Origin of the sequence: Halalkalibacter akibai JCM 9157, assembly GCF_000513135.1 — a bacterium.
Lineage (GTDB): Bacteria > Bacillota > Bacilli > Bacillales > Bacillaceae_D > Halalkalibacter > Halalkalibacter akibai.
In genome coordinates this window covers 1-23,028 of the sequence record NZ_BAUV01000002.1, presented here as the reverse complement: position 1 = coordinate 23,028, position 23,028 = coordinate 1, and the positions used below count along the sequence as shown (strand labels likewise).

General features: G+C 34.2%; 22 protein-coding genes, 2 pseudogenes and 2 riboswitches. Of the genes and pseudogenes, 7 read left to right on the top strand and 17 right to left on the bottom strand.

Annotation, left to right across the window (positions count from 1 at the left end):
• Positions 1 to 74: 74 nt before the first annotated feature.
• The 4 genes from JCM9157_RS01455 (at position 75) to mgtE (ending at position 6,285) form a co-directional block, all read left to right on the top strand.
• The gene (locus tag JCM9157_RS01455; RefSeq protein WP_052012876.1) at positions 75 to 1,112 is read left to right on the top strand and encodes an ion channel; all 1,038 of its coding nucleotides are present in this window, start codon (positions 75 to 77) and stop codon (positions 1,110 to 1,112) included.
• Between the two features lie 562 nt (positions 1,113 to 1,674).
• The gene (locus tag JCM9157_RS01450; RefSeq protein WP_052012903.1) at positions 1,675 to 2,757 is read left to right on the top strand and encodes a YibE/F family protein; all 1,083 of its coding nucleotides are present in this window, start codon (positions 1,675 to 1,677) and stop codon (positions 2,755 to 2,757) included.
• The gene (locus JCM9157_RS01445) at positions 2,754 to 3,554 is read left to right on the top strand and encodes a YibE/F family protein (protein ID WP_035661343.1); all 801 of its coding nucleotides are present in this window, start codon (positions 2,754 to 2,756) and stop codon (positions 3,552 to 3,554) included. The genes JCM9157_RS01450 and JCM9157_RS01445 overlap by 4 nt, the downstream gene beginning before the upstream one ends.
• 375 nt (positions 3,555 to 3,929) lie before the next feature.
• Positions 3,930 to 4,095, top strand: a riboswitch (M-box (ykoK) riboswitch).
• Between the two features lie 445 nt (positions 4,096 to 4,540).
• A riboswitch (M-box (ykoK) riboswitch) is annotated at positions 4,541 to 4,706 on the top strand.
• Between the two features lie 217 nt (positions 4,707 to 4,923).
• The gene (mgtE, locus tag JCM9157_RS01435; RefSeq protein ID WP_035661339.1) at positions 4,924 to 6,285 is read left to right on the top strand and encodes a magnesium transporter; all 1,362 of its coding nucleotides are present in this window, start codon (positions 4,924 to 4,926) and stop codon (positions 6,283 to 6,285) included.
• A 627-nt stretch (positions 6,286 to 6,912) separates the two neighbouring features.
• Here the strand turns inward: mgtE and JCM9157_RS01430 are convergent.
• Both JCM9157_RS01430 and JCM9157_RS01425 read right to left on the bottom strand, forming a co-directional pair.
• Positions 6,913 to 7,293 (bottom strand): annotated as a pseudogene (locus tag JCM9157_RS01430) (sigma-70 family RNA polymerase sigma factor); the annotation flags it as partial.
• A gap of 144 nt (positions 7,294 to 7,437) precedes the next feature.
• Complete coding sequence (locus JCM9157_RS01425; RefSeq protein WP_035661337.1) at positions 7,438 to 8,082, bottom strand: phosphatase PAP2 family protein; 645 nt, start codon at positions 8,080 to 8,082, stop codon at positions 7,438 to 7,440.
• Between the two features lie 195 nt (positions 8,083 to 8,277).
• On the opposite strand from JCM9157_RS01425, the gene JCM9157_RS01420 reads away from it, so the two are divergent.
• The 3 genes from JCM9157_RS01420 (at position 8,278) to JCM9157_RS01410 (ending at position 11,322) form a co-directional block, all read left to right on the top strand.
• Positions 8,278 to 8,838: a tyrosine-type recombinase/integrase gene (locus JCM9157_RS01420; protein ID WP_035661336.1), complete on the top strand. Its 561-nt coding sequence runs from the start codon at positions 8,278 to 8,280 to the stop codon at positions 8,836 to 8,838.
• 18 nt (positions 8,839 to 8,856) lie between these two features.
• Positions 8,857 to 10,362 (top strand): potassium/proton antiporter, encoded by a 1,506-nt coding sequence (locus tag JCM9157_RS01415; RefSeq protein WP_035661334.1) that lies wholly within the window; start codon positions 8,857 to 8,859, stop codon positions 10,360 to 10,362.
• Positions 10,363 to 10,536: 174 nt separating this feature from the next.
• Positions 10,537 to 11,322: an alpha/beta fold hydrolase gene (locus JCM9157_RS01410; RefSeq protein ID WP_035661331.1), complete on the top strand. Its 786-nt coding sequence runs from the start codon at positions 10,537 to 10,539 to the stop codon at positions 11,320 to 11,322.
• Between the two features lie 199 nt (positions 11,323 to 11,521).
• Here the strand turns inward: JCM9157_RS01410 and JCM9157_RS01405 are convergent, their stop codons facing one another.
• The 15 genes and pseudogenes from JCM9157_RS01405 to JCM9157_RS25935 all read right to left on the bottom strand — a co-directional run bounded on the left by JCM9157_RS01405 (position 11,522) and on the right by JCM9157_RS25935 (position 23,011).
• On the bottom strand, positions 11,522 to 12,361 hold the full coding sequence (locus JCM9157_RS01405; RefSeq protein ID WP_035661329.1) for a YitT family protein: 840 nt from the start codon (positions 12,359 to 12,361) through the stop codon (positions 11,522 to 11,524).
• 34 nt (positions 12,362 to 12,395) lie between these two features.
• Positions 12,396 to 12,830: a CBS domain-containing protein gene (locus tag JCM9157_RS01400; protein ID WP_035661328.1), complete on the bottom strand. Its 435-nt coding sequence runs from the start codon at positions 12,828 to 12,830 to the stop codon at positions 12,396 to 12,398.
• The gene (locus tag JCM9157_RS25085; RefSeq protein WP_035661326.1) at positions 12,814 to 13,185 is read right to left on the bottom strand and encodes a P-II family nitrogen regulator; all 372 of its coding nucleotides are present in this window, start codon (positions 13,183 to 13,185) and stop codon (positions 12,814 to 12,816) included. The genes JCM9157_RS01400 and JCM9157_RS25085 overlap by 17 nt, the downstream gene beginning before the upstream one ends.
• A 23-nt stretch (positions 13,186 to 13,208) precedes the next feature.
• The gene (locus JCM9157_RS25080; RefSeq protein WP_035661325.1) at positions 13,209 to 13,550 is read right to left on the bottom strand and encodes a P-II family nitrogen regulator; all 342 of its coding nucleotides are present in this window, start codon (positions 13,548 to 13,550) and stop codon (positions 13,209 to 13,211) included.
• Positions 13,522 to 14,268 (bottom strand): DUF1538 domain-containing protein, encoded by a 747-nt coding sequence (locus JCM9157_RS01385; RefSeq protein WP_035661322.1) that lies wholly within the window; start codon positions 14,266 to 14,268, stop codon positions 13,522 to 13,524. Before JCM9157_RS01385 ends, JCM9157_RS25080 begins: the two co-directional genes overlap by 29 nt.
• On the bottom strand, positions 14,265 to 14,957 hold the full coding sequence (locus JCM9157_RS01380) for a DUF1538 domain-containing protein (RefSeq protein WP_035661321.1): 693 nt from the start codon (positions 14,955 to 14,957) through the stop codon (positions 14,265 to 14,267). The genes JCM9157_RS01385 and JCM9157_RS01380 overlap by 4 nt, the downstream gene beginning before the upstream one ends.
• A 419-nt stretch (positions 14,958 to 15,376) precedes the next feature.
• A pseudogene (locus tag JCM9157_RS01375) lies at positions 15,377 to 15,757 on the bottom strand (sigma-70 family RNA polymerase sigma factor); the annotation flags it as partial.
• Positions 15,758 to 16,138: 381 nt separating this feature from the next.
• Positions 16,139 to 17,188: a PIN domain-containing protein gene (locus JCM9157_RS01370; RefSeq protein ID WP_035661320.1), complete on the bottom strand. Its 1,050-nt coding sequence runs from the start codon at positions 17,186 to 17,188 to the stop codon at positions 16,139 to 16,141.
• Between the two features lie 434 nt (positions 17,189 to 17,622).
• Positions 17,623 to 18,036 (bottom strand): hypothetical protein, encoded by a 414-nt coding sequence (locus JCM9157_RS01365; RefSeq protein WP_035661319.1) that lies wholly within the window; start codon positions 18,034 to 18,036, stop codon positions 17,623 to 17,625.
• 221 nt (positions 18,037 to 18,257) lie between these two features.
• Positions 18,258 to 19,505 (bottom strand): MFS transporter, encoded by a 1,248-nt coding sequence (locus tag JCM9157_RS01360; protein ID WP_035661317.1) that lies wholly within the window; start codon positions 19,503 to 19,505, stop codon positions 18,258 to 18,260.
• Positions 19,506 to 19,834: 329 nt separating this feature from the next.
• On the bottom strand, positions 19,835 to 20,473 hold the full coding sequence (locus JCM9157_RS01355) for a hypothetical protein (RefSeq protein ID WP_035661315.1): 639 nt from the start codon (positions 20,471 to 20,473) through the stop codon (positions 19,835 to 19,837).
• A 175-nt stretch (positions 20,474 to 20,648) separates the two neighbouring features.
• A complete protein-coding gene (locus JCM9157_RS01350; protein WP_035661313.1) occupies positions 20,649 to 21,389 on the bottom strand; it encodes a VanZ family protein in 741 nt (246 codons plus the stop codon).
• Positions 21,376 to 21,711: a PadR family transcriptional regulator gene (locus JCM9157_RS01345; protein ID WP_035661311.1), complete on the bottom strand. Its 336-nt coding sequence runs from the start codon at positions 21,709 to 21,711 to the stop codon at positions 21,376 to 21,378. The genes JCM9157_RS01350 and JCM9157_RS01345 overlap by 14 nt, the downstream gene beginning before the upstream one ends.
• A 205-nt stretch (positions 21,712 to 21,916) precedes the next feature.
• Entirely contained in the window at positions 21,917 to 22,333 is a 417-nt protein-coding gene (locus JCM9157_RS01340) for a hypothetical protein (RefSeq protein WP_035661309.1), read from the bottom strand.
• A gap of 588 nt (positions 22,334 to 22,921) precedes the next feature.
• Positions 22,922 to 23,011, bottom strand: coding sequence for a GNAT family N-acetyltransferase (locus JCM9157_RS25935; protein WP_369384680.1), 90 nt, complete (start codon positions 23,009 to 23,011; stop codon positions 22,922 to 22,924).
• Positions 23,012 to 23,028: the final 17 nt, after the last annotated feature.

Here is a 23,028-nt window from a genome sequence, read left to right as displayed (position 1 = left end):
TAAAACTTGTCTCATGAATGATTTTCATAACGGTTATACTACAAAAATCAAATATAGAAATGATGGAGGCACCTATGTTAATTAGCTTATTTATATTTGATTTAATGAAAATTGTTATTCGTATTAGAACTCTAACGTTGGTATTCTTTACGACTTTGCTCATTGCAAGTAGTGCACTTATAATTCACTATCTTGAACCGGAAACATTTGAGTCCCCTTTTATCGGTCTATGGTGGGTTATGACCACTATTACAACGACTGGATTTGGTGATTTTGTTCCTCTTACATTTGCTGGTAGAGTCTTCGGAATCATCTTGTATATGATTGGTATCGGCTTAATCGGTATCGTTATCGGTAAGATTGTCGAGAGCTTTGGCATTTACCAACGCTTAAAGGAGGAAGGAAAATTGAGATACAAAGGGAATAATCATTTTGTGATAATAGGTTGGTCAAAAAAAGCTGAGAAAACAATCCACGAAATTTCAATTTCTACCCCAAACGCAGAAATTGTATTAATTGATTCTTTTTCCAAAGCTCCCAATAGTAATGAAAAATTTGTTTATATTCAAGGCGATCCAACTGATGAACATGTAATTGAGATGGCTAGTATCTCAAAAGCAAAATCAGTTCTTATTTTTGCTTCTGATCAAACATTAGACCCTGTATCAAAGGATGGAAAGTCCCTTCTTATTGCTTCGACCATTGAAGGCTTTGCAAAAAAGAAAAAGGTTAATATCTATACCATTGTCGAAATCGTAAAGGAGAAGCACGTTCCCAACTTTAAGCATGCCAATGTGGATGAATTCGTTCTATCAAACGAAGCCTTTTCAGATTTAATGGCAAAAGCTGCTCTTCATCAAGGCTCAACCAAGCTATTTATGCAACTTTTAAGCCGAGAATATGGAGCAAATGTGTGGGAGATAGGTTTAAAATCTTCATGGCAGACATACAACGATGCTTATGAAGATTTGAAAAAGGCTGGAGCAACCTTAATCTCTGACCATAAAGATTTCGGTATTATTAAAAGGTTGAGTGATCCTATGCCACCTGATGCTAAATTATATGTCATTTGTGACGATGAGACTTACAACAAAATAGTTAGTCCTGTTTAAGTTGATAAGTTAGCAAAATATTTTTTTGATGAGTTCTAATTGTGTTTTTGAATCAACCTTACATTTTGTAAAGCTTCCGCTACATCAATTACACATCCATCACTAAACTATTCATGATGGTTGGTAACGTAACATTTTATTCTTTTTTTGAGTGAAATTTGGTATCTCCGATAACTTCAATATTACTCGTTCATACATACAATTAGTTCGATATTTACTCCTTGGTTAAAATTGTTCTCCGACTTTAAACCCTATTCATACAAACTAAAAGAAGGACGAGCTAATATTCTTGCTCGGCCTTCTTTTCAATACTCTAGTTAGCTCTTCCTTTGATGCACCTATAAAAATGATGAAACAGCTTCATTAAGATCCCTGGGGTCTCATTCCTACAAATCTTTTGAAAAAAGAGTAATACAGACAATGACTTTTCATTTATAATACGTATATTGTAAAACGTTACTATCATTTGTCGAGCTGTGCATACTTTTGAATTAGGAGGTTTCGTTTGCGTTCTATCATTCAGCTATTAAAAAAGATAACATACAAACAGAAATTGATTTACATGATAATTGCCATTTGTTTTATATCAACATTTCTTTTTGTCCATAACAATCACTTTTTATATGAACGTCCTATAGCAGTAGTAATAGATACGAGTCTTGAGGACAAAACAGAAACAATCGACCAATTTAACAATAATGATGTTATATCTACGCAAGAGCTCATTGCGAAAATAAAGAACGGAGAGGACAAGGGGAAAATAATTCATATAGTCAATAAGTTCTCCACCTCTAAGTTATATGATCATGAGTTTCAAGTTGGAAATCAACTATTTGTATCAATCGAAGGCATGATAGCAGAAACTGAAGAGTTAACGGGAACCATTGTAGACGTAAAACGTGATAAATACCTTCTACTTGTTGCCTGGATATTTTTCTTTGTGTTACTTATAGTAGGTAAAAAACAAGGGCTTTTTTCTATGATAAGTTTGTTGATCAATGCAGTTCTATTAACCTATGCCTTGCATGTTTATATCAATCATTCCAACTGGAGCTTATTGTTAATTATTAGTGTAAGTGTTGTTATTTTTACGGTCATCTCGCTACTACTCGTAAACGGTCTAAATGAAAAAACATATGCAGCAATTATAGCAACTTTGATAGGTACGTTTCTTTCATTGCTCATCACCTGTTTTGCTTTATCAGTAACTTCAGGGCAAGGGCTTCGATATGAAGAACTACAATTTATTACTCGATCATATCAAACCGTTTTTCTAGCAGGGTTGTTTATAGGATCTCTAGGAGCTGTTATGGATGTCGCTATTACAATGTCTTCTTCGATTTTTGGGCTATATGAAAAAGACCATAACATTTCAGTGAAATCTCTGATACATTCAGGCCTAGAAATTGGAAGGGACATTATGGGAACGATGACAAATATATTATTTTTTGCCTATGTTAGTGGATCAATTCCCATTATTATTCTCTATTTAATGAATATGTCGTCACTTGGGTTTACCCTTTCTATAAATCTTTCTTTAGAATTGGCAAGAGCATTAGCTGGTGGTATCGGGATTGTCATAACCATTCCAATTGGGCTATATACGGCTATTTATTTTGTGAAAAGAAAGAGAGCAAATTCATGAATGTTCTATTGTTGCTAGCTGCTATTTTATTTATCTTAATGACATTAATCGGTGGAAAAAAAGGAGTACGTTCTTTTCTAGCTTTATTTTTTAATATTGGCATAATTTTATGTACGATCATTTTTTTGTTAAGTCCATCCAATAATCCAATTATTATCACGTTCGTTGCCTGCACCATCATTAGCTGCATCAATTTGTTTTTTATTAATGGAATTAACAAAAAAACAATATCAGCATACATTTCCACTATGATTACCATTGTCATTTTATTTTTCTTTATTTTCATTGTAACGGAGAAGTCGATGATTTACGGGTTCGGAGAAGAAGAGATAGAGGAACTTAGCATGTTTTCCTTTTATGTTGGTATCGATTTTGTCAAAATTATGGTTTCTTTGATCATCATGACTACGATAGGAGCTATCACTGATACCGCTATCGCTGTAGCATCACCTATGTATGAATTACATCATCATCATCCTCTGATCAGTAGAAAGGATTTATTTGGATTTGGGTTGAGAATCGGTCGAGATATTCTAGGAACAAGTACAAATACGATATTTTTTGCTTTTTTTGGAGGATATCTAGCGCTGTTTATATGGTTTATAGATTTATCCTACTCCCTTGGTGAAATAGTTAATTCAAAAATATTTAGTGCGGAAATGATAACGATATTTTGTGCTGGTATTGGAATAACGCTCATTATTCCAATTACCTCTTGGATAACTGCCTATGCCTTAGTAAACATGAAAACATCTATAAAAACCACAGATGAAAATACAGGGAAAGAGGTAATATAACCCAATAGGATCTGTTTTCATCTTCTGACATAAAACTTAAGTAACTAATTATGTCGACTTATTCTATGCTCCCCTAAAGATAGAATGGATTTCTCAGAATAAATCTTGTGCCGCTTTAGGGGAGTTCTCACCTTTAATCCCATTCAGACATTTTGAGAAGAACGACCTGATTCGTTCATTTTTAATATCCTAGTTAGCTCTTCCCCCTTGTCATTATTGAAAACCCAAAAAATTTCTGATAGAGTAGAAAAATCTTAGTAAAGCCTATTTGATCTATGTTAAAACAATGTTAAGATATCCATGATAATTCATTAGAGATTAAATTTTTATTGACAGTATTAATTTACTCCTGTTATGCTAAGTTCTGTTGTTAACTGAATACCTCGTTAGGTGAGGCTCCTGTGCTGGAGATACGCTGCTGCCCAAAAACGTCCAAAGACGCCAATGGGTCAACAGGAACCATCGACATAAGGTGGTTTTTAATGTAGCTGGATTTATCCTATGCCGCACAGTGCTAAAGCTCTACGAATGGAGGAAACTGGACGCTTTTTTTGCTGTGTCTTACTTTGACTTGTTTTTGTTAGAGTAGAACTCTGCTAAATTTTGCTGTGCACAAGACATCTTCATTCGTTGAAGGTGTCTTTTTTGTTTTCTTTTTGAGCATGACAGAATACGAGGTCACTGTTAACCAAATTGTAGCTGGGGGTGATTTGAATTGGATAGTAGTCCTGAACCTGAGTCATTTTATTTGTTCTTTTTTAACGCACAAAAAATTGACATGAAATTCAATTCATGTCATGAAGAAGAATCAATATCGCAAAATTTCTTATTGAATGGCCACAATATTATTAGCACACTCATGTAAAGCGAGAGTCTTTGCATGTCAAAACAGGCATTAATTAATTCTTTCATGGTTCACAACAATTTTTCTACTAACATATAATTTGTTGACAGCAATGATTTTGGCTAAAGTCAACTCTAACTAAATAATACCTCGTTAGGTGAGGCTCCTGTGCTGGAGATACGCTGCTGCCCAAAAATGTCCAAAGACGCCAATGGGTCAACAAGAACTATCGACATAAGGTGGTTTTTAACGTAGCTGGATTCGTCCTATGCCGCACAGTGCTAAAGCTCTACGAATGGAGGAGTATAACGGCTTGTCTTTTTTGGCATATAGTTTTTTACAAAACACCTCCCATTCGTGGGAGGTGTTTTATTTTAGCAGTGATGTGGAATGGGAAAGGAAAGCAATCCTTCCAATTCATTGCATAAATTGGCAGTTCAGAAAAAGAATACACGTAACAGGAGTTCACTCACATCTTGTCTTTACCTACGAAGCTCAAGAACTCCTCAATTAAGGAGGATCACCATGGTTAAATTAGATGAACAAAATCGCGAGCAATATGAGCAGCTCATTTTAGATACACTTCAAGCGGGAGATCGTGTTCAATTTCGTGAAACATTTCTAGAATTACATCCTACTGATCAAGTCGATATTTTTGTAAAATTAAAAGATGATACAAGGGAAAGAGTATATGAATACTTAACTCCAGAAGACTTCTCTCATATTTTCGAAGGCTTAGAAATTGACCATCAAAAACGAATCTATCAAGAACTTGATGAGAACTATTCTTCAGAGATGTTTAACAATATGTTCGCAGATGATGTCGCTGACTTCTTGGCTGTTATGACAGGTAGAAAAGCAGAAGATATTCTAAAGAAAATGAACAAAGAAGAAGCTGAAGATGTTAAAGAATTAATGTCATATGCACCAGAAACAGCTGGAGCCGTTATGACAAAAGAATTTGTTAGCATTTCATCTACAGACATCGTTTCGGATGTTATTGAAAAACTAAGAAATGATGCTCCCGATGCTGAAACCATCTACTATTTATATGTAGTTGACCATTTAGAAAAATTGGTTGGGGTTATTTCTCTTAGAGACCTTATTACAGCTCAACCAACAGAAGTGATAGAGGAAATTATGAGTACGAGAGTTGTCTCTGTAACAGATGATATGGACCAAGAGGATGTAGCAAAACTAATTAAGAAATATGATTTCTTAGCAGCACCCGTTGTTTCAAAGCAAAATCACCTTGTTGGAATCATTACTTTCGATGATGTTATTGATATTCTTGAAGAAGAAGCTACGGAAGACTTAGGTGAAATTTCAGCTGCTAAGGGAGCAACTGATGTCAATGTTAGCTCCTTTACTGCAGCTAAAAAGCGTTCTCCCTGGATCATTATGCTAATGTTTTTTGGTTTAATTACAGCAGGAGTTATTGGACAATTTGAAGAGACACTAGAAGAAATTGTGTTATTGGCAGTCTTTATCCCACTTATTATGGACTCCGCTGGGAATACCGGTACACAATCGTTAGCAGTTGCTGTTCGTGGTCTAGCACTTGGAACAATCAAAAGAGGAAGTATCGGTAAGATGGTCAAACGTGAACTAGGAACTGGAATCATGCTCGGTTTAATTTGTATGGCCGTTTTAAGTGTAACTGTAACCATCATGTACGGTCACTGGGTGTTAGCATTAATTGTTGGTTTCTCTATTTTCTGTACATTAAGTGTTGCAACTGTTATTGGGGCAACGGTTCCGCTTGTCATTAATAAATTGAAGTTAGATCCAGCTATTGCATCGGGTCCATTTATTACAACGGTTAATGATATTCTTGGGTTGTTAATTTACTTCTCTATTGCAACAGCACTACTTGATTTCTTATAATACTTCCTGTGCTAAAAAGGAATCCTTATTGGAAATTGCCCTCATTATGAGTATAGAAGTCTAGTTTTTGTCTTAATTTCATTTTTAATAGGCATTCTCTGTTTTACAAAGAAAATGCCTATTAAATTGTACTATCCAAACACTATATCTTTAAATAAGTCTTTCTTTACCTAATTTACATTTAAATAGCTCAGCATTTATTTTAATTTATCAATTGGTATTAAGGATATTTTCTCACCACTCCTTTAATCTGTAATTTACATTCATATATTTGTTGCGATCAAGTGGCTATAAATTCCTCAATTACTTCCTGCTGGCCCTTATTCCAGTTATTCATTGATTTCCCCTTTAATATCTAATCTTATGTGGTTATCCGACCAGACATTAGGAAAATTGACTGAATAAGAGTTTACATTCGTTTTTCCTCCATTTGTCCAGAATTTTCTAGCCAAAAACTTGTTTTCATTTATTTTGCCTCTCCCATCTATTTAATTTCACTTAATACCATAATACTGAAGTTTTTCTATTTTTTAATTAATTTTCTTATTTTAATCATAACATCTAACTTCATTAACAATAAAAGAAGGACGACCTGTTTCTCTCGGTCGCCCTTTTTCAATACTTTAGTTAGCTCTTCCCCTGACTCTGCTTATAAAACTCATGAAACAGCTTCATTAACGCTCGCTTTTCAATGCGAGAAACATAGCTTCTAGAGATCCCCAATTCTTTCGCGATCTCACGTTGGGTTCGCTCTTCTTCCAAGTTCAACCCGAAACGACCCACAATCACTTCTTTTTCACGATCATCTAAGACATGGATGAACTTATAAATCTGCGTCTTCTCCATATTCGTTTGAATCACATCAACGATATCATCGCCTTCTTCTTGCAGAACATCAATTAACGTAATTTCATTCCCCTCTTTATCCGTCCCAATCGGATCGTGGAGAGAAACGTCTTTCTTGACCTTCTTTAAGGCTCTAAGGTGCATTAGGATTTCTACTCTAATGTCAGAGGGGCGCTTTCTAAAACGGCTCATTCATCTACATTATGGGGTTTTAGAAAGCATTTCATAACAAAAAATGGTATAAGTGTGCGTTTATTTAAGTATCTCTTTAATTTAAGGTTCAAACTTCTTACTATAATCCTTCAATCATCTACCTACAACTTTTAATTTTTTCTCAAATAAAAAAAGGCAACCATAAAACCAACCAACTGAAATTAGAGCAGCAGCAAGAATATCTGAAGTAAAATGTACATCCAAAACAATTCTGCTAAGAGGAATGCTAATAATTGAAAATAGCGATATTGAAATGAACATTTGTCTTAGAATTTTCTTAGATAAATATTTACTTAAGTAGAGAAGGAACATAAACAGAATCATTCCTCTCATTGTGTGCCCACTAGGAAAACTATAGGAAATCATGTGTAGAGAATTTCCAAATACCTCAATATCAATCGCTTCGTTTGGACGGTCACGTTGGTAGATCATTTTCAAAGTAAAATTCATGAAGACTCCACCTGCTGACAGTGTAAAAAAGAACAGGAATATATTTCTTCGTCCCTTCATCCAGAAGAGAATTAATAGTAATGTCGTTACCAACAAAAAAGCTTCAGCTGAAGCAATCTCCGTCATGATTATCATTAACCAAATTACGAATTCAAAATCTAAGATTTTTAATCCTCTAATAAATTCATCAAAATAACGAGTGTATCCACCTCTAACTAATTCAGCCACTACTATAAATAACAAAAGACAAATAAGACTCACCATTAAATAGCGTTTTTTCTTCCACATGTTTTACATCCCCTATAAGAGTAATAATGTCTAATCATCATTGTAAGATGATCCCACTTACCTGTACAGCTAACATTTAAATCATTACAATTAAATTAAAATAACTAAAGTTATCTGAATTGGGTGTAAACGCCTAAATGTTACATAAATCTATGTTATAATATGAATATGTAAACTCCAAAGGGGGGTTAATCAATGGAATTTGTAGAACCAATTCGCGATACTGAGAAAATACGTACAATGAAGCTCTATCTTCGCAAACGCTCAAGACGTGATTTTTTATTATTTGTACTAGGAATTAATACTGGTTTACGTATTAGTCAGATGTTAGAGCTCCTATGTAGCGATGTAATAGAGAATGATACACCTCGGGACTTTTTAAATATTAAGACTAAATGTCAAACTGAAAGAGTCTACTTAAACCAAAAGGTGAAACAAGCCCTCAGTAGTTACTTGAAACAGAAAAACCTCAATCATGATGATTTTTTGTTCGGGTCATCAAATAAAAAACGTCCCATTACTAGACAGCAAGCTTATAGAATTATTAATCAAGCAGCAGTGAGTGCTGGTATTCACGATAAAATTGGTACTCATACCTTACGTAAAACATTTGGTTATCATGCTTATAAGCAAGGAATAGCTGTTTCTCTTTTACAAAAGCGCTTTAATCACGAAACTCGTGGGGCAACCCTTCGTTATATTGGAATCAACGATGATGAAAAAGCTGAACCACCATTAATGGATGTTAACCTTTAAGAAAGGAGAGGAAAATCTATGTTTGATGGAGTTTTTAATACTGATTATATTATCTTGATGGCTGCCCTCTTATTAATTGCTGGTGTAGTAACTGCAAAATTCTCCACGCGGCTTGGTGTACCCGCGCTAGTTCTCTTTATGTTAGTTGGGATGTTAGCTGGTAGTGATGGAATTGGCTTCATTTATTTTGATAATGCAAAATATGCTCAGCTAATCGGGATACTTGCACTTGTTATCATCCTCTTTGAGGGTGGTTTACAAACAAAATGGTCCACTGTAAAACCAGTTACTATCCCCGCTTTGTCTTTAGCTACGTTCGGAGTATTAATAACATCAGCTGTCGTTGCAACAGCCGCTAAATTTATTCTAGATGTGACCTGGTTAGAAGCCTTTTTATTTGGTGCCATCGTTGGATCAACAGACGCGGCCGCCGTCTTTGCAGGATTAAAAAATGTGAACCTTAAAGAAAGATTGGGTGCTACACTAGAAGCTGAATCTGGTACAAACGATCCGATGGCTGTATTTCTAACCATTTCATTCATACAATTATTGATGACTGATCAACCAAATTATTATTTACTTGTTGGGTCATTCTTTTGGCAAATGGGAATGGGGCTTCTGATTGGACTCGCACTTGGAAAGATCGCAATCTATGCCATTAATCGTATAAACCTAGATTCAAGTGGATTGTATCCTGTTTTTGCAATGGCTTTTGCCTTATTAACATATAGTGTGACCGCTCTAGTTGGAGCAAGTGGATTGCTTGCTGTATACGTAGCAGCTCTTGTCTTAGGAAATGCTGAACTAACTTACCGCCACTCTATCTTTCGTTTCAACGAAGGATTTGCATGGATGATGCAGATCTTAATGTTTGTAATCCTGGGATTACTTGTATTCCCTGTTCAATTATTTCAGCTTGATATTATCGTTAGAGGCCTAATCCTGTCATTCATTTTAATCCTTGTAGCTAGACCCCTTGCCGTTTTCATCTCAACAATAGGAATGAGATTTGATCTAAAAGAAAAGCTCTTTCTTTCATGGGCTGGGCTCCGAGGTGCGGTACCGATTGTTTTAGCAACATTCCCTATGATCTCAGGTCTTTCAAACAGTCAGTTATTTTTTAATGTTGTATTTTTCGTTGTGTTAACATCAGCCTTGGTTCAAGGATCAACGATTTCATTTTTTGCTGAAAAGCTTAAATTATCTGGAGCGAAAAAAGAAACTCCTATCCATTCATTGGAGTTAGTATCCATCGGGAAAGCCAATGCGGAAGTGATTGAGGTAGAAATCAGTGAAGACAATGCGCTTGTTAATCTGTCTTTAGCAGAAATAATGTTTCCAAAAGACGTTCTTGTAAATGCAATTATAAGAAATGGAAACCTCATCACACCTTATGGTGAAACCCGAATTTTTTCAGGGGACATCTTATATGTTCTAGTGTCAAAACATAGTAAACAACAGTTAAAAAATCTACTTGATCAGAAACGTTCTGAAGATCCAGTTCTTAAAGAAGCTGCAGAATAGAACTTAACAAAAAATAGGACCACATTAAGCTTGAGGCTATAATGCCTTAAGCTTGTTTATTAAACTTTAATATGTTTTTTTCTGTTCAACTAGCCATTTAGTGCAATAGCTTTGATAAAGATAGATTTAATTATCCCTTAACTAAACATAACTAATTATGGAGGTGACATTGAATTGTATTATAAAGAATATGGCGAGACTAATTCTGCATTGATGGTTTTTATTCATGGTGGCGGAGTAAGTGGTTGGATGTGGGATAAGCAAATCGAATACTTTAGTTCGAAATTCCACTGCTTAGTTCCAGAAATGCCTGAACATGGAAGAAGTAAAAACGGAGTACAATTTACCATATGTGATGCTGCTAGTGAGCTCAATGAATTAATTAAAGAGAAGGGCAAAGGTAAACGTGTGATAGCAATAGGTTTCTCGTTAGGTGCTCAAGTTCTGATTGCTATGCTAAGTCAGAAACCTAATTTGATTGATTTCGCTATGATTAACAGCGCTTTAGTTAAAAAAGTTCCTTTCGCTAATACTCTAACCAAATCAATGATGTTTGCATTCCCACTTGTAAAATTAAAAACATTTTCTAAAATTCAAGCAAAGTCAATGTACATAAATGGTGATTACCAAGACATTTATTATCTTGAAAGCTGTCGAATGAACAAGGATGCTTTTATAAGAATTATGAACGAAAACATGTCATTTAAGATCCCTAAGAATTTTAAGGATTCTAGTAGTAAAATATTAGTTACCGCAGGAGAGAAAGAGAGAAAGATCATGAAAGACTCAATGAAAGAAATTATGGAGAGTAATTCTAATTGTAAAGGTCTTATAGTTGCTAGTATTGGTCATGGTTTTCCTTTAGCAATGCCGAAACTTTTTAACGCCACGCTAGAAGAGTGGATTGAAAATGATGTTATTATAGCTAATCAAACCAACTCATATACTATTCTCGATTAGTAATAATAGGTGATAATTAAGTTGTCTTTTACTACCTTAGGCATTGCTATTCACCTACACCATTTAGAAAAGAATAAACCACTCTCACTTGTTTTCCCCTAGGGGTATTAGAACAAGTAACATTTTTTTCCTGTTACTATTTCCTTTACCCCTTATTCAGCATATTTTCAACAAATTAGTAATGGGTAAGATCGTTTTTTTACTTGTGCTCCAACAATGACTTTCTCTTTATTCCTGTTGTTTCAGTTACAAATGAAGCTTCTAAAATAGCTCCTTTATCAACAGACAAAACGGTTTCTTTGAGTTTTGGATACATAAACCTATCCGTAATACAGTATATCAATTGCATTTGTTCCCCAGAATATCCTCCTTTTCCATTGAGGTATGTAATAGTTATGCCTAGGTTTTCATTTAGCTTTTGACCTATTTCTTGAGGTTTATCTGATATAATCATTACTGATTTCCCTTGATTAATTCCATCTAATATAAAATCAATAACTTTTGAAACAATGAAAAAGACAGCAACAGAGAACATTGCCTGTTCTAAAGAAAAGACAAAGGCAGCAATTGATAGAATAACAGCGTTTATTAGCAATAAAAATTTACTTATCGGGATATGGTATTTATTATTCGCCCATATTGCGAGCATCTCTGTCCCGTCAATCGCTCCTCCCACTTTAACAACTAAACCAATCCCAACTCCAAGTAGAAGTCCGCCATACAGCACGATTAACACTTCAGACGTAGTGATTGGGGGAAAAGGCGCAAAGTAAATCAAAGCAATTGATGTGATGATATTGGCATATATTGTTCTAACAACAAATTTTTTACCCATGTACTTCCCAGCAATAATTAGAGAGGGAATATTTAATAAAATAAACGTCATCCAAATAGGAACGTTTATAATGGCATTCGTCATAATAGAGATAGCTGTAACTCCTCCATCCACTAAGCCATTGGGAGCTAATATCAATTCCAGACCTACCGCAACAATAATTGAGCCAATTGTTAACAAAATATAATCTAATACTTTATTCACACATTCACCACCAACTTTGTTAGAGAAAACAATTCTATTCCATTTCTCTCACTAATTCAAAAGCATTTAAATCACCTATTACTTTCCCCTGGGCATCTACTACAGGAATTTCCTCAATGTCATGACGGACCATTAACTCAAGAGCCTCTTCTAAAGTGTTGGTTTTCCTAACCGAAATTGGAGCTTTCATCACGTCACCAGCGGGCGTACCTTGGGAAATATAATCAAGTAACTTCCCTCTAGAAAGACTTCTATTCCCGCTTACTCCCTTGCGAATTGCTAACACTTTTAAGATTTCCCTTAATGTGATTATGCCCAAAAGTTTATTGTTCTGATCTACAACATATACAGAGCGATAGATAGGATCTCGCTCTGACATCTTTGTTCTAACTACGTCAATTAGATCATGTTGTAATACTGTACTAGCTTGCTTTGTGATCTTCTGATAAAAATCAGCTACGATCGGCATTTTTATTACCACCTTCTTTATTGACTAGGCTATTAAGTATATGATTAATTCCTATCGTACGCTCTACTTCTAAAACAAAAGCAATTCCTTTTCCTGGTTTATTTAATTCTGCTTCTATTAATATTGTTTCCAAAACTGCATCCGTTTTTTCTCTATCGATCAAAGTTAATACAAGTTCTTTTTCAGGTTCTATGGCAATGGAAAATAGTTTTGCTTGCTCATGAATACCAGTACCTCGTCCGTAAATAATTGTTCCACCTTCTGCTCCCGCTTTCTTAGTTGCTTCTACTACTTTTTCTGAATAGCCTTTATTTACCACTGTTACGATCAAATTATATTTAATAGGCGTGTCCATACTTAGCCTCCTTGATTATTATTTTAATTTTGGAGTTTTAATAAGTGTACGATTCCAGCTACTCTTTTTACATCTACAATAAAGCCTATTCCATTTCCAGGCTTATCTAACTTTCCTGCTTTCTCGACAGCTTCTAGAATCAGATCGACTTTATCTTTCGGCACTAATGTTAAAATTACTTCCTTCTCTGGTTCTACAGAGATTCCTAAGAATTTTTTCTTCTCATGAATCCCAGTGCCACGTCCAAATAGGATTGTTCCGCCTTCTGCCCCTGCTTCTTTCGTCGCCTTTACAACTTTAGACGCGACTCCTTTTTTAACAATTGTAACAAGTAGTTTATGAGTCAGATTCAAATGTTCGATCATTCTCTTTCTCCTTTCGACCATAGAGTAAACCTAATGTTAAAACAGATAATATGGGAGAAAGGGCAACTAATGCAATCATCCCAAAACCATCAAGTAGCGGATCCCTTCCTTCTATAACTGTAGCTATCCCCACTGCCATTGCGACAATAAATGTAACGGTCATCGGCCCTGTAGCCACTCCACCTGAATCAAATGCAATTGCCGTGAACGTCCGACTAGAAAAGCGGATCATCAGAAGGGCTAACAAATATCCTGGAATAATAAAGTACCATAATGGAATCCCTAATAAAATTCGGAGTAAAGATAAGGCAATTGAAATGGCTACACCAATTGATAATGTATATAACATCACTCTCTGAGGTATATAGCCTCCAGAGACCTTCTCGACTTCATGGTTTAATATTCTAACTGCGGGTTCGGCAAATGTGGCCACAAATCCTAAGATAAATCCAATTGGAATCAGCATCCATAAATGTTCCATTTGACCGAGTATGGATCCCATCGCTTCACCAGCTGGTAAAAATCCAATATGAACTCCCTGCAGGAAAAAGGCTAATCCCCAGAATGTTAAGAAAATCCCCTTGAGAATATCAACTAGCTTTTTCATAGGTAACTTTAAGATGAAGAATTGAAAGAATAAGAAGAAAATAACTAGAGGAATTAGGGCAATAGCTACTTCATATAAAACATGGCCAAACCCTTCAAAAATGTTTATCATCCATACACCACCCCTAGCATTAAAACAGCTAAAATAGGACCAATGGATGCTAAGGCGACTAAACCAAAGCCGTCCGTTGAGGCAGATTTACCTCTTAGTACCGAGGCAACCCCAACACCCAGAGCAAGGATAAACGGTACTGTCATCGGTCCAGTTGTCACACCACCAGCATCAAACGAAATAGGTACAAAATGAGCAGGAGTAAATGAAGCTAGTAGAAAGACCAAGCCATATCCTCCAATTAGTAAATAAGTAATGGGGATTTTCAGTAAAATTCTTAGCATGGCTAAGCCTACAAAAATAGCAACACCCAATGCTACTGTATATATCAGAAGGTTACTAGAGATAACACCGTCCGACACTATGTCAACTTGTAAGGCCAACACTCGTACATCTGGTTCTGCCACAGTCGCAACAAAACCGAGAAGGAAGCCAAAAAAGACAACTAACCAGGCTTTCCCCATTTTCGGTAAGGCAGCTCCAATCATCTCACCAACTGGTAATAAACCTATATGAACACCTAATAAAAATAAAATCAATCCAATTGAAACCATAACAACCCCAATTAGAAATTGAACAAACACTTCAGTCGGCATTCCTATGATTGTAATCTGTAAAACAATAACGACTAAAGACAACGGAATGATAGCGTAAACAACTTCTTTAACAGTATCTTTGATATTTTGCATTTGATCCCCCTTGTCCGAAACACTTTATTCATTCCTATGAAACTAGAGAAATTAAAATGAGTCACTTATTAACTTATTTGCCTGTAACATAGCTGGTTAAACATAGTGTAGTTATTCTAATCTTTTTATTTCAACTTAAGAAAATCTGTCTTTAACTATTCATATTTCGATTTTCTATGAAACCAGACAGTCGAGGTAAGTTGAACACGATTAGACATAACCTTAGAGAAAATTAAACAGGCATCTTCTATGAAGATGCCTGCACTCCCATTATCAAATCAAATTCAATCTTTCTAAATTTGTCCAAAAATATTTCTACATATGAAACTGTTCTTTTTCACTAATCCTATACATAACTCTTCTTTAAGGCAATTAAAAGTAGGACGATCGACTTTTTATCGATCGCCCTTCAATAATCATTAGCTCTTCCCTTGACTCTGCTTATAAAACTCATGAAACAATTTCATTAACGCTCTTTTCTCAATTCTAGATACATAGCTTCTAGAGATTCCTAATTCTTTCGCGATCTCTCGCTGGGTGCGCTCTTCTTCCAAGTTCAAGCCGAAACGCCCTACAATGACCTCTTTTTCTCTGTCATCTAACACATGAATGAATTTATAGATTTGAGTCTTCTCCATGTTCGTTTGGATCACATCCACGATATCATCGCCTTCTTCTTGCAGCACATCAATTAACGTGATCTCATTCCCTTCTTTGTCCGTTCCAATAGGATCGTGAAGAGATACATCCTTCTTAACCTTCTTTAAGGCTCTCAAGTGCATAAGAATTTCTATTCTAATGTCAGAAGAGGAGCGTCTTTTAAAAAGCTCATTTTGCTACATTATGGGTTTTTGGGAAGAAATTTATAACCTAAAACAGGTATGGGTTTTAACTGTTTTTGTACATTAGAAGAGAACATGATTTACGGATAAATAGTAGTTCTAATTTAAGCATAGTTAACTAAACTTAACATCAGAAAAGCATTGGATTTAATCCAATGCTTTTTGTGAATCCATTTTAATCTCAAGCTCCCGTTACTTTAATTATTGTTCACATAGTTAAATAAATTTTATTTTAGGCGCAGTATAGTTGTACTGTGCAGCAAAGGGACTCTCTATTAGACCAAAAATATTTCATGTTGCTCGCACTCTTCTATAATTCTTGTACATCATCTAAGATACTTATAGAAAATCTATTTCTTTCTCTACATAGTCAGACATTGTCCCTTCATTAAGAGAATATGTTATATCTCCCAGTAGATATATATCTGTACAACTGCTTTCCGACAGCATCCCGTCTCCAGAATCACCTCTTTCGTAAGATGGGTCAATCGTTTCTATACTAAAACTAACACTTAACTCTATTCCAAATGAGATTAATAATTCATTCTCTTCGATATCAAAAGTAACTTCAAGTATCTCGAAGTCCATCTCATCAATGTAACCGTCGGTACCCCATCCGCTAAAGTATTCTCCTTCAAACTCTGAATTCATTAGGAGATCATGGATTGAATAATCTATAAGAGAATTTCCATCGAAAAAGGTCCTTAATTCGCTTTCCAATAGTTCTTTATCAAATTCATAATTATCGATAAAGTAATCATGTAAGTTATCTTCTTCGTGTTCAAGAAATGCACCAACTGAATTGTAATAAAGCAGTCCGCAAATATCATCTTCTATATCACTGTGTATTTTATTTTTACTATTATCAGCAAAATCTGTAGTATTGTTTGAAATGAACACTACAGTCTCTGGATCTTCATTTTTACAATATTCAACAATACTTTCCCAAATAATTGCATCTTGAAAGGATATTTTACCTTCACCGAAAGGTTTAATTACGTTAAAGTATTTCTCTGATATTTGAGCAGTAACATGTTCTCCAGTTGGATAACCAACTATTTGTATATTATTATTTTCAATCGTCTCATCTAGAAATTGCTTATAATTCTCAACATACTTTTCTGCCCTTAGTTTCTCCATATCAAACAATTCGTCAATTCCTAATTCTTCCATCCTTTTGCTTACACTATTTCTAACCTGTCGCACTTCTTTTATTGCAGGTCTAACGTTATCTCTATACTTTTTTATGATTTCGTTATAGTTGAATTGAGTAATGCAAAGTTTAACTGGTTCATGATTAGTGAACTTCAATAATTTTTTAATAGCGCTACTTTTAAAGAAAAAATCGTTATGCACAACATTAGTATCTATAAAAATTAAGTAACTCATTTGCCTCTCCTTTTGGTCGTATTTTTTGTTGATATTCGACAAAAAAGGATATATATCCTTTAAAAGCTATTTTAAAATTAGTTACCGAAAATTATGATCCTACTTCTACACTAAATCACTTCCCAAGACAAAATAAAAAAAGCCAACAGAATATGCTGACTTTGGATATGAATCCTTATTAAACTAAAGCTGTTAGTTTAAGTGTAGTCGTTCTCAAAGTCATATGAAAGTGAATACACTTGTTGCACAGTAATGGTCTAGTACGAAAAAGGACCACCCTAATAAGAGTGATCTCTTCAAATGATTATTTAATTAAAAGTTTGGTTGTATTACGCAGTAAAAGATCGGTTATAAATGATAGCTCTTGTTCAACTAAAGCATCCGTTAGTTGAAGAAGAAAAAGAATATGGAATCTCAAAAAAGTTAGAACTGCTTTAATTTTCTTTTTTTACAATTATCTCATAAGGTTCATCATCTCGAACAATACCTTCTGCTATTGCTGATTTCATTATTTCATTAACCGTCTCTTCGCTATTCTCAACTTTAGCTGTCAGTTCTTCAATGTGAATACGTCGATTTGGTAAATTAGGAAGGTCAAGCTCAATTTGCTTCACCTTTATGTCAGTGTCCTGTAACTTTTCTCCGATAAACTTAGCTAATTCCATGGTTCCAATTTGCAGTTCATTCATATATTCTTCATCTACTACAATTCCGTCACTATAAAAAATGATTTCTTCATCTAATACTTCCTCCATGTTACTATTCGTCTGGCTGCCAAACACGGTAAAAGATAATATAGTTGCACAGATTACAGCCCCACCCAAGCCAATTATATAAGTTCTTTTCATGTAAATCCCTCCTCTTAATAAGAGATGTCCTCGACAGGTGAAATATTACCAAATTAGTGATTTATATTGTTCTTTAATTTTACATTCATTCTATGGAAATTACATAGAAAAAGCATCCCTTCTTAAAGGAATGCTCCCGTTACTTTTAGTACAAAACTTCACAAACTTAACTCTAGGATAAAAGAGAAAGAGCTTAGTAATTCTCCAAGCTCTCTAAGAAATTAAGTCGATACTTGTTTTTTTACTACGGCATTCAAATGTTTTCTATTTAAAAATGAAAACATAAAGGATGTAAATAACAAGAAAGATGCTAGTAAGAATGACATTTTGACACCCCATAATTCAGTAAGATAGCCTAATAATAGAACTGAGATAGCGTAAGTCACCAATTGAAGTGCATATTGAGCAGAATAAACCTTTGGCAATTCTTTGTGCGGGGTGCTTTTCTGAACCGTGGTTTGTTGAGCGATTCCCCCCAATTGTTCTCCAAAACCAATCAAGATAGAAAGAATTAATATTAACCAAGGTATCGAATTAACTGCAAACACAAAAGTAAATACGCTCGCAATAAGTGTTCCAACAACAATAACATGACTCAAATGCTCGGTTACGAGGCGATTATACCTTAAACTAATAAACCCACCAATAATCAATCCCAGAAAAAAACAAGCGTTAATATAGCCCCACCATTCTTCACCCGCTTTTAATACTTCTTCGACATAGATATAAATGATTGCCGCCACCCAAACAGCGCTGGCAAGAGACTCCATTACACCCATTATATTAATCGTTCGTACAGCAGGCGTTTTCCAAATAAAAACCCATCCTTCTTTTATTTTGACCCAGTTCGTTTTCGGAAGAGAGGTTTGGTTTGTTTCTTTAAAATGATTATTAAGATGAATTTCTTTAATCATGAACATCATAATACTTGAAACAAAATATAAAAAAACAGTAATATAGATTACTTGATAGTTCCCCAACCAGACCACGAGGACACCACCAACAGACCATGCTCCAAGTCTAATCGTTTGGTCTAATATAGATAAAAAACTATTTGCTTTCACTAAGTCAACTTGTTGTACCAAAAGAGGAACCATTGTATTTCTAACAGGTGTTGACCAACCATCTAAAAATGAAATCATAAATACTAACAAAAAAACGACTGTAATGTTTTGATATGAGAAACTACTAAACAATGACCATCCTAGTATGAACAACAAGCATGTTTTTCCAGATTGGGAAAACGCTAAAATACCTCTTAAACGAATCCTGTCAATGATAAGAGGGGCAAATACTCCACTTAGAAATTGTGACATAGTAATAAAAAAGGGAACCATACTCATGTACATAGCAGAGCCTGTTAACTGATAAATTAACGTAATTAAACCAACGATATATAAAACATCACCTAGATTGGCAAATGTCTGACCAATCCAAAGAAAACGAAAAGAAACATTCTTATTATTCATATCCCTATCCCCTTAAAAATGTTTATAACAATATTCGATAAGAATTTGCCTGTTTACACATTTAAAAGGGAAAACCTACATTTTATCGCCTCTTTCAGTTTTAATAATCATTTATAGGGGATTGAATTTTTGACAACACATAAGGGATAGGGACCATAGTGTCTTTTTTTATCAATTCATAAAAAAACTTATTTATATTTTATCCTCAATATTCCATTTTTCCTTTTTTAGTTAATAGAAAAATAACTATTCTCCTCCTTTAGTGAAAAGCGACTGTTCCTGTTAAACAATCGCATCCGTTTGTTGAATAAACCTTTATCTCCAATCAATTAAAATTCATATACAAATGCACCTTTTTTGCTTTGTATGTATCTTTCATCAGAAACTACATACTTGTAATCAATCTCAAAAAAGTAAGTTGCTTTACTTAGAATGTCATAAAAGAAAGGTACAAACTCCAAATCTTTAAATAGAAAAACATCTATTTGTGTATCGTTATTTCGATATGCTTCAAATATTCTATGGTTTCCATTAATACAATAAGGTTTGTTATCAGTTAGATACCGACTCTGAAGTACGATTACAGGGTTTTTATGGTTTGGTTTTATCCGATTTGGGTCTTTATTTATGTTACCTTGGTCAACAGCATCAATTATGTTTGACGGAGTAAACTGTACTGGCTTAATACATCTTTCTTTTATAAGTGAAGTAGCACCGTCAATGTCTAAAGCATATTCAAATACACCAGTTGGATACTCTGCATATAACGAAAATGTTTCCTGCCCAATCGGATGATTTACAGGGTAAGTTTCACTATTAAGAGATTTATTTAAAATTTCAGTCCATTTTTGGGCAACCTTAGCCCCATAAACTGATTTCTTCTCCATTTCTTGAATACGTGAAATAAAGTGTTTATTGGGGCTGAAATATTGAGATTTCTTTTCATACACTTCAATTTTACTTTCCACCTACAATTCCCCCCTTAACTTCTTTTGAATTATCGTATTTATAAATTTCGTTATAATCTTTCCTCAATTAAACTGCCCGTTACGTCAACAGGGATAAGCGATAACCTTTATTAAGCTATCGCTTCCGTTAGTTTAAGAAACAATTAATAATTAAACAGAGGTTATTACTTTTATTTTATCTGTATATTAAACTGTGACCCTTTCCTACCTTGGTTAAATTTAATTTTCTAATAATGTTCAACAGAAACCAACCTATTGTTGAACCTATTAAATAAAAGAAAACATCATTTACATTCAACGTACCTGTACCCGTCAGAAGCTGTACTCCTTCTATCATTATGCCAACTAAAAGAACATACAATATTGCTTTTGCAAAGGTATTAATCTTAAACAAAATAAAAAGGAAAATTCCTAAAGGAATAAACATTAACATTCCACCGAGTATTGTTGTAAAAAAAGTTATATCAAAGACGTTCCTTGTACTTACCCAAAATATAGATTGGTAAATCTCATTATGAATGTTTTTAAGAGGAATTAGATTGTGGTTGGAATAAATACCCCAATCAAACCTCAAAGTAACGCCTCTATCATGATTAACTAATACGTCGAACTTCCCAATAAATGCAACCATCACAATAAACCATATGTAAACACAAAAAGTTAACCAGATGGTTCCCTTTAAAATTTTATTAAATGGATTTAATGTCTTTTCTAATTCACTCTGAATATGCGATTGTTCTCCAAAGTCTAAAACAGCACATTTTTCAGCATTTTCATCTGACAGACCTTGTTCTAAATACTCCTTCTTCAATAAAAATAAATGGTCACTGAACTCATCAAGCAAATCTTGTTTCGTCTTTTCATCACAATTGAGACCTGAAGTCAATTTCTCTAAGTAATGGTTAATATAACTCATACCATCCCTCCGTAACTTTGGAAACTAATATATTAATTTCTTTCCACTGGCTTACTTTTCTAGTTAGTTCCTTTTTACCGTTTTCAGTAATACGATAATACTTTCTTCTCCCACCTTCATTAGATTCTCCCCAATAAGCTTCTATAAAGTCTTTATTCTCCAATCTCTTTAAAGCTGGATATAAAGTTCCCTCGCTCATATCATAAACGTTATCACTTTGTTGCTTTAATATTTTTACAATTTCATATCCATATGAATCACTACGGTTCACTACTGATAATATTAAAATATCAATGCTTCCTTTCATCATCTCTTTGTCCATACGACTTGTCCTCCTAAAAAATACAAAATATTATATTGAATATAGTAATACAAAGTACATCGTATTACAAGGTTATTGGGGAACTTTCCCATTATTTCAAAAAAGTTTAGTGATTACAAATATATCTTCGACTAAACTGCCTCGTAACTTCAACAGGGAAGACGGCGATAACCTTTATTAAGCTATCGATTCCGTTAGTTGAATATCAACGTTTTATCTGCAACTTTATAAAATCGTGTTTATCTTTGAAGTTAATAGTGATTTTATATTCATCTTCTTCATATGTTTCAAAATTAACAGTACCAACTAAAAAAGAGATAGCATTACCCTCAATTTTCGTTTCCATATCTCCCACATTACCTGTAATCAAACCATCTCTACCTTCAAATTCAATGTCAATATTCTCAATTTCTTCCTGTGTTAGCTCAAAACCTTTTGTTTCGATTTCAACCCAATTTATTTTTTTCTCTTCATACAATCCTGAATTGAATATGTAACTAACATTCCAGTATTCTCCTTCCCCATAAAAGATTACTTCATCGGAAATAACCGTTTGTGTCGTTGAAGAACAAGCCGTCAAAATAACAATAAGTAAAATACCAAACAATACTCTCAACTTCATTTTTAAACCACCCTTTTCTTAATAGATTCCTCCATAATAAAAACAACCCTTCTTGCAATAAACTGCCCTTTAGTTTAACATCATCTTCCAATAAGTGGGTATAAAAAAAAACGAGCTGCATCTCTTACAGCCCGTAATTTTACTAACGCCTCCGTTAGTTCAACAAGATTTTCTATTTCTTCTCAGCAACTACATAAATATAATCACCTAAATTGCTACTATATTTATTTAAAACATTTTCTATTTTCTTAGTTTCAATGTCCATTTTCAACTTATTACAACCTTCTTCAATTTCGTCCTTTGAAGCCAAATTTGCAAAGGTAGAAATTCCAGAGCGTACTTTTTCATCTAAACGAAACAGGCGCTCTCCCCTTTTAAAAAAATGAATGAGCTGCGTCTTCTTTAGTATTGCCGTTTTTCCTAAGTTACAGAAGTTTATTTTCATGTTAGTTGAAGAAGGTTTATTCAGCTAAATCTAATTCAAAATGATAAAATAGAGAATCCTTTTTGTATCCATTTCTTTCATATAATCTTTGTGCAGAATAATTATCTGGTGCTGTACTGAGACTAAGGCTATTTGCACCTGTTTCAATTTCCGTATTCTTTAGCTTTATGTAAGAGCATTTCTCCTACTCCTTGTTTTCTTGCTTCTTTATCAACATATAAGTCATTTAATATTCAAGCTGTTTTCATAG

Excerpts from the sequence above, each read along its gene's own strand:
- JCM9157_RS01455 (WP_052012876.1), top strand. The coding sequence starts at position 75 with ATGTTAATTAGCTTATTTATATTTGATTTAATGAAAATTGTTATTCGT.
- JCM9157_RS01450 (WP_052012903.1), top strand. The coding sequence starts at position 1,675 with ATGATAATTGCCATTTGTTTTATATCAACATTTCTTTTTGTCCATAAC.
- JCM9157_RS01445 (WP_035661343.1), top strand. The coding sequence starts at position 2,754 with ATGAATGTTCTATTGTTGCTAGCTGCTATTTTATTTATCTTAATGACA.
- mgtE (WP_035661339.1), top strand. The coding sequence starts at position 4,924 with ATGGTTAAATTAGATGAACAAAATCGCGAGCAATATGAGCAGCTCATT.
- JCM9157_RS01425 (WP_035661337.1), bottom strand. The coding sequence starts at position 8,082 with ATGTGGAAGAAAAAACGCTATTTAATGGTGAGTCTTATTTGTCTTTTG.
- JCM9157_RS01420 (WP_035661336.1), top strand. The coding sequence starts at position 8,278 with ATGGAATTTGTAGAACCAATTCGCGATACTGAGAAAATACGTACAATG.
- JCM9157_RS01415 (WP_035661334.1), top strand. The coding sequence starts at position 8,857 with ATGTTTGATGGAGTTTTTAATACTGATTATATTATCTTGATGGCTGCC.
- JCM9157_RS01400 (WP_035661328.1), bottom strand. The coding sequence starts at position 12,830 with ATGCCGATCGTAGCTGATTTTTATCAGAAGATCACAAAGCAAGCTAGT.
- JCM9157_RS25085 (WP_035661326.1), bottom strand. The coding sequence starts at position 13,185 with ATGGACACGCCTATTAAATATAATTTGATCGTAACAGTGGTAAATAAA.
- JCM9157_RS25080 (WP_035661325.1), bottom strand. The coding sequence starts at position 13,550 with ATGATCGAACATTTGAATCTGACTCATAAACTACTTGTTACAATTGTT.
- JCM9157_RS01385 (WP_035661322.1), bottom strand. The coding sequence starts at position 14,268 with ATGATAAACATTTTTGAAGGGTTTGGCCATGTTTTATATGAAGTAGCT.
- JCM9157_RS01380 (WP_035661321.1), bottom strand. The coding sequence starts at position 14,957 with ATGCAAAATATCAAAGATACTGTTAAAGAAGTTGTTTACGCTATCATT.
- JCM9157_RS01370 (WP_035661320.1), bottom strand. The coding sequence starts at position 17,188 with ATGAGTTACTTAATTTTTATAGATACTAATGTTGTGCATAACGATTTT.
- JCM9157_RS01365 (WP_035661319.1), bottom strand. The coding sequence starts at position 18,036 with ATGAAAAGAACTTATATAATTGGCTTGGGTGGGGCTGTAATCTGTGCA.
- JCM9157_RS01360 (WP_035661317.1), bottom strand. The coding sequence starts at position 19,505 with ATGAATAATAAGAATGTTTCTTTTCGTTTTCTTTGGATTGGTCAGACA.
- JCM9157_RS01350 (WP_035661313.1), bottom strand. The coding sequence starts at position 21,389 with ATGAGTTATATTAACCATTACTTAGAGAAATTGACTTCAGGTCTCAAT.
- JCM9157_RS01345 (WP_035661311.1), bottom strand. The coding sequence starts at position 21,711 with ATGGACAAAGAGATGATGAAAGGAAGCATTGATATTTTAATATTATCA.
- JCM9157_RS01340 (WP_035661309.1), bottom strand. The coding sequence starts at position 22,333 with ATGAAGTTGAGAGTATTGTTTGGTATTTTACTTATTGTTATTTTGACG.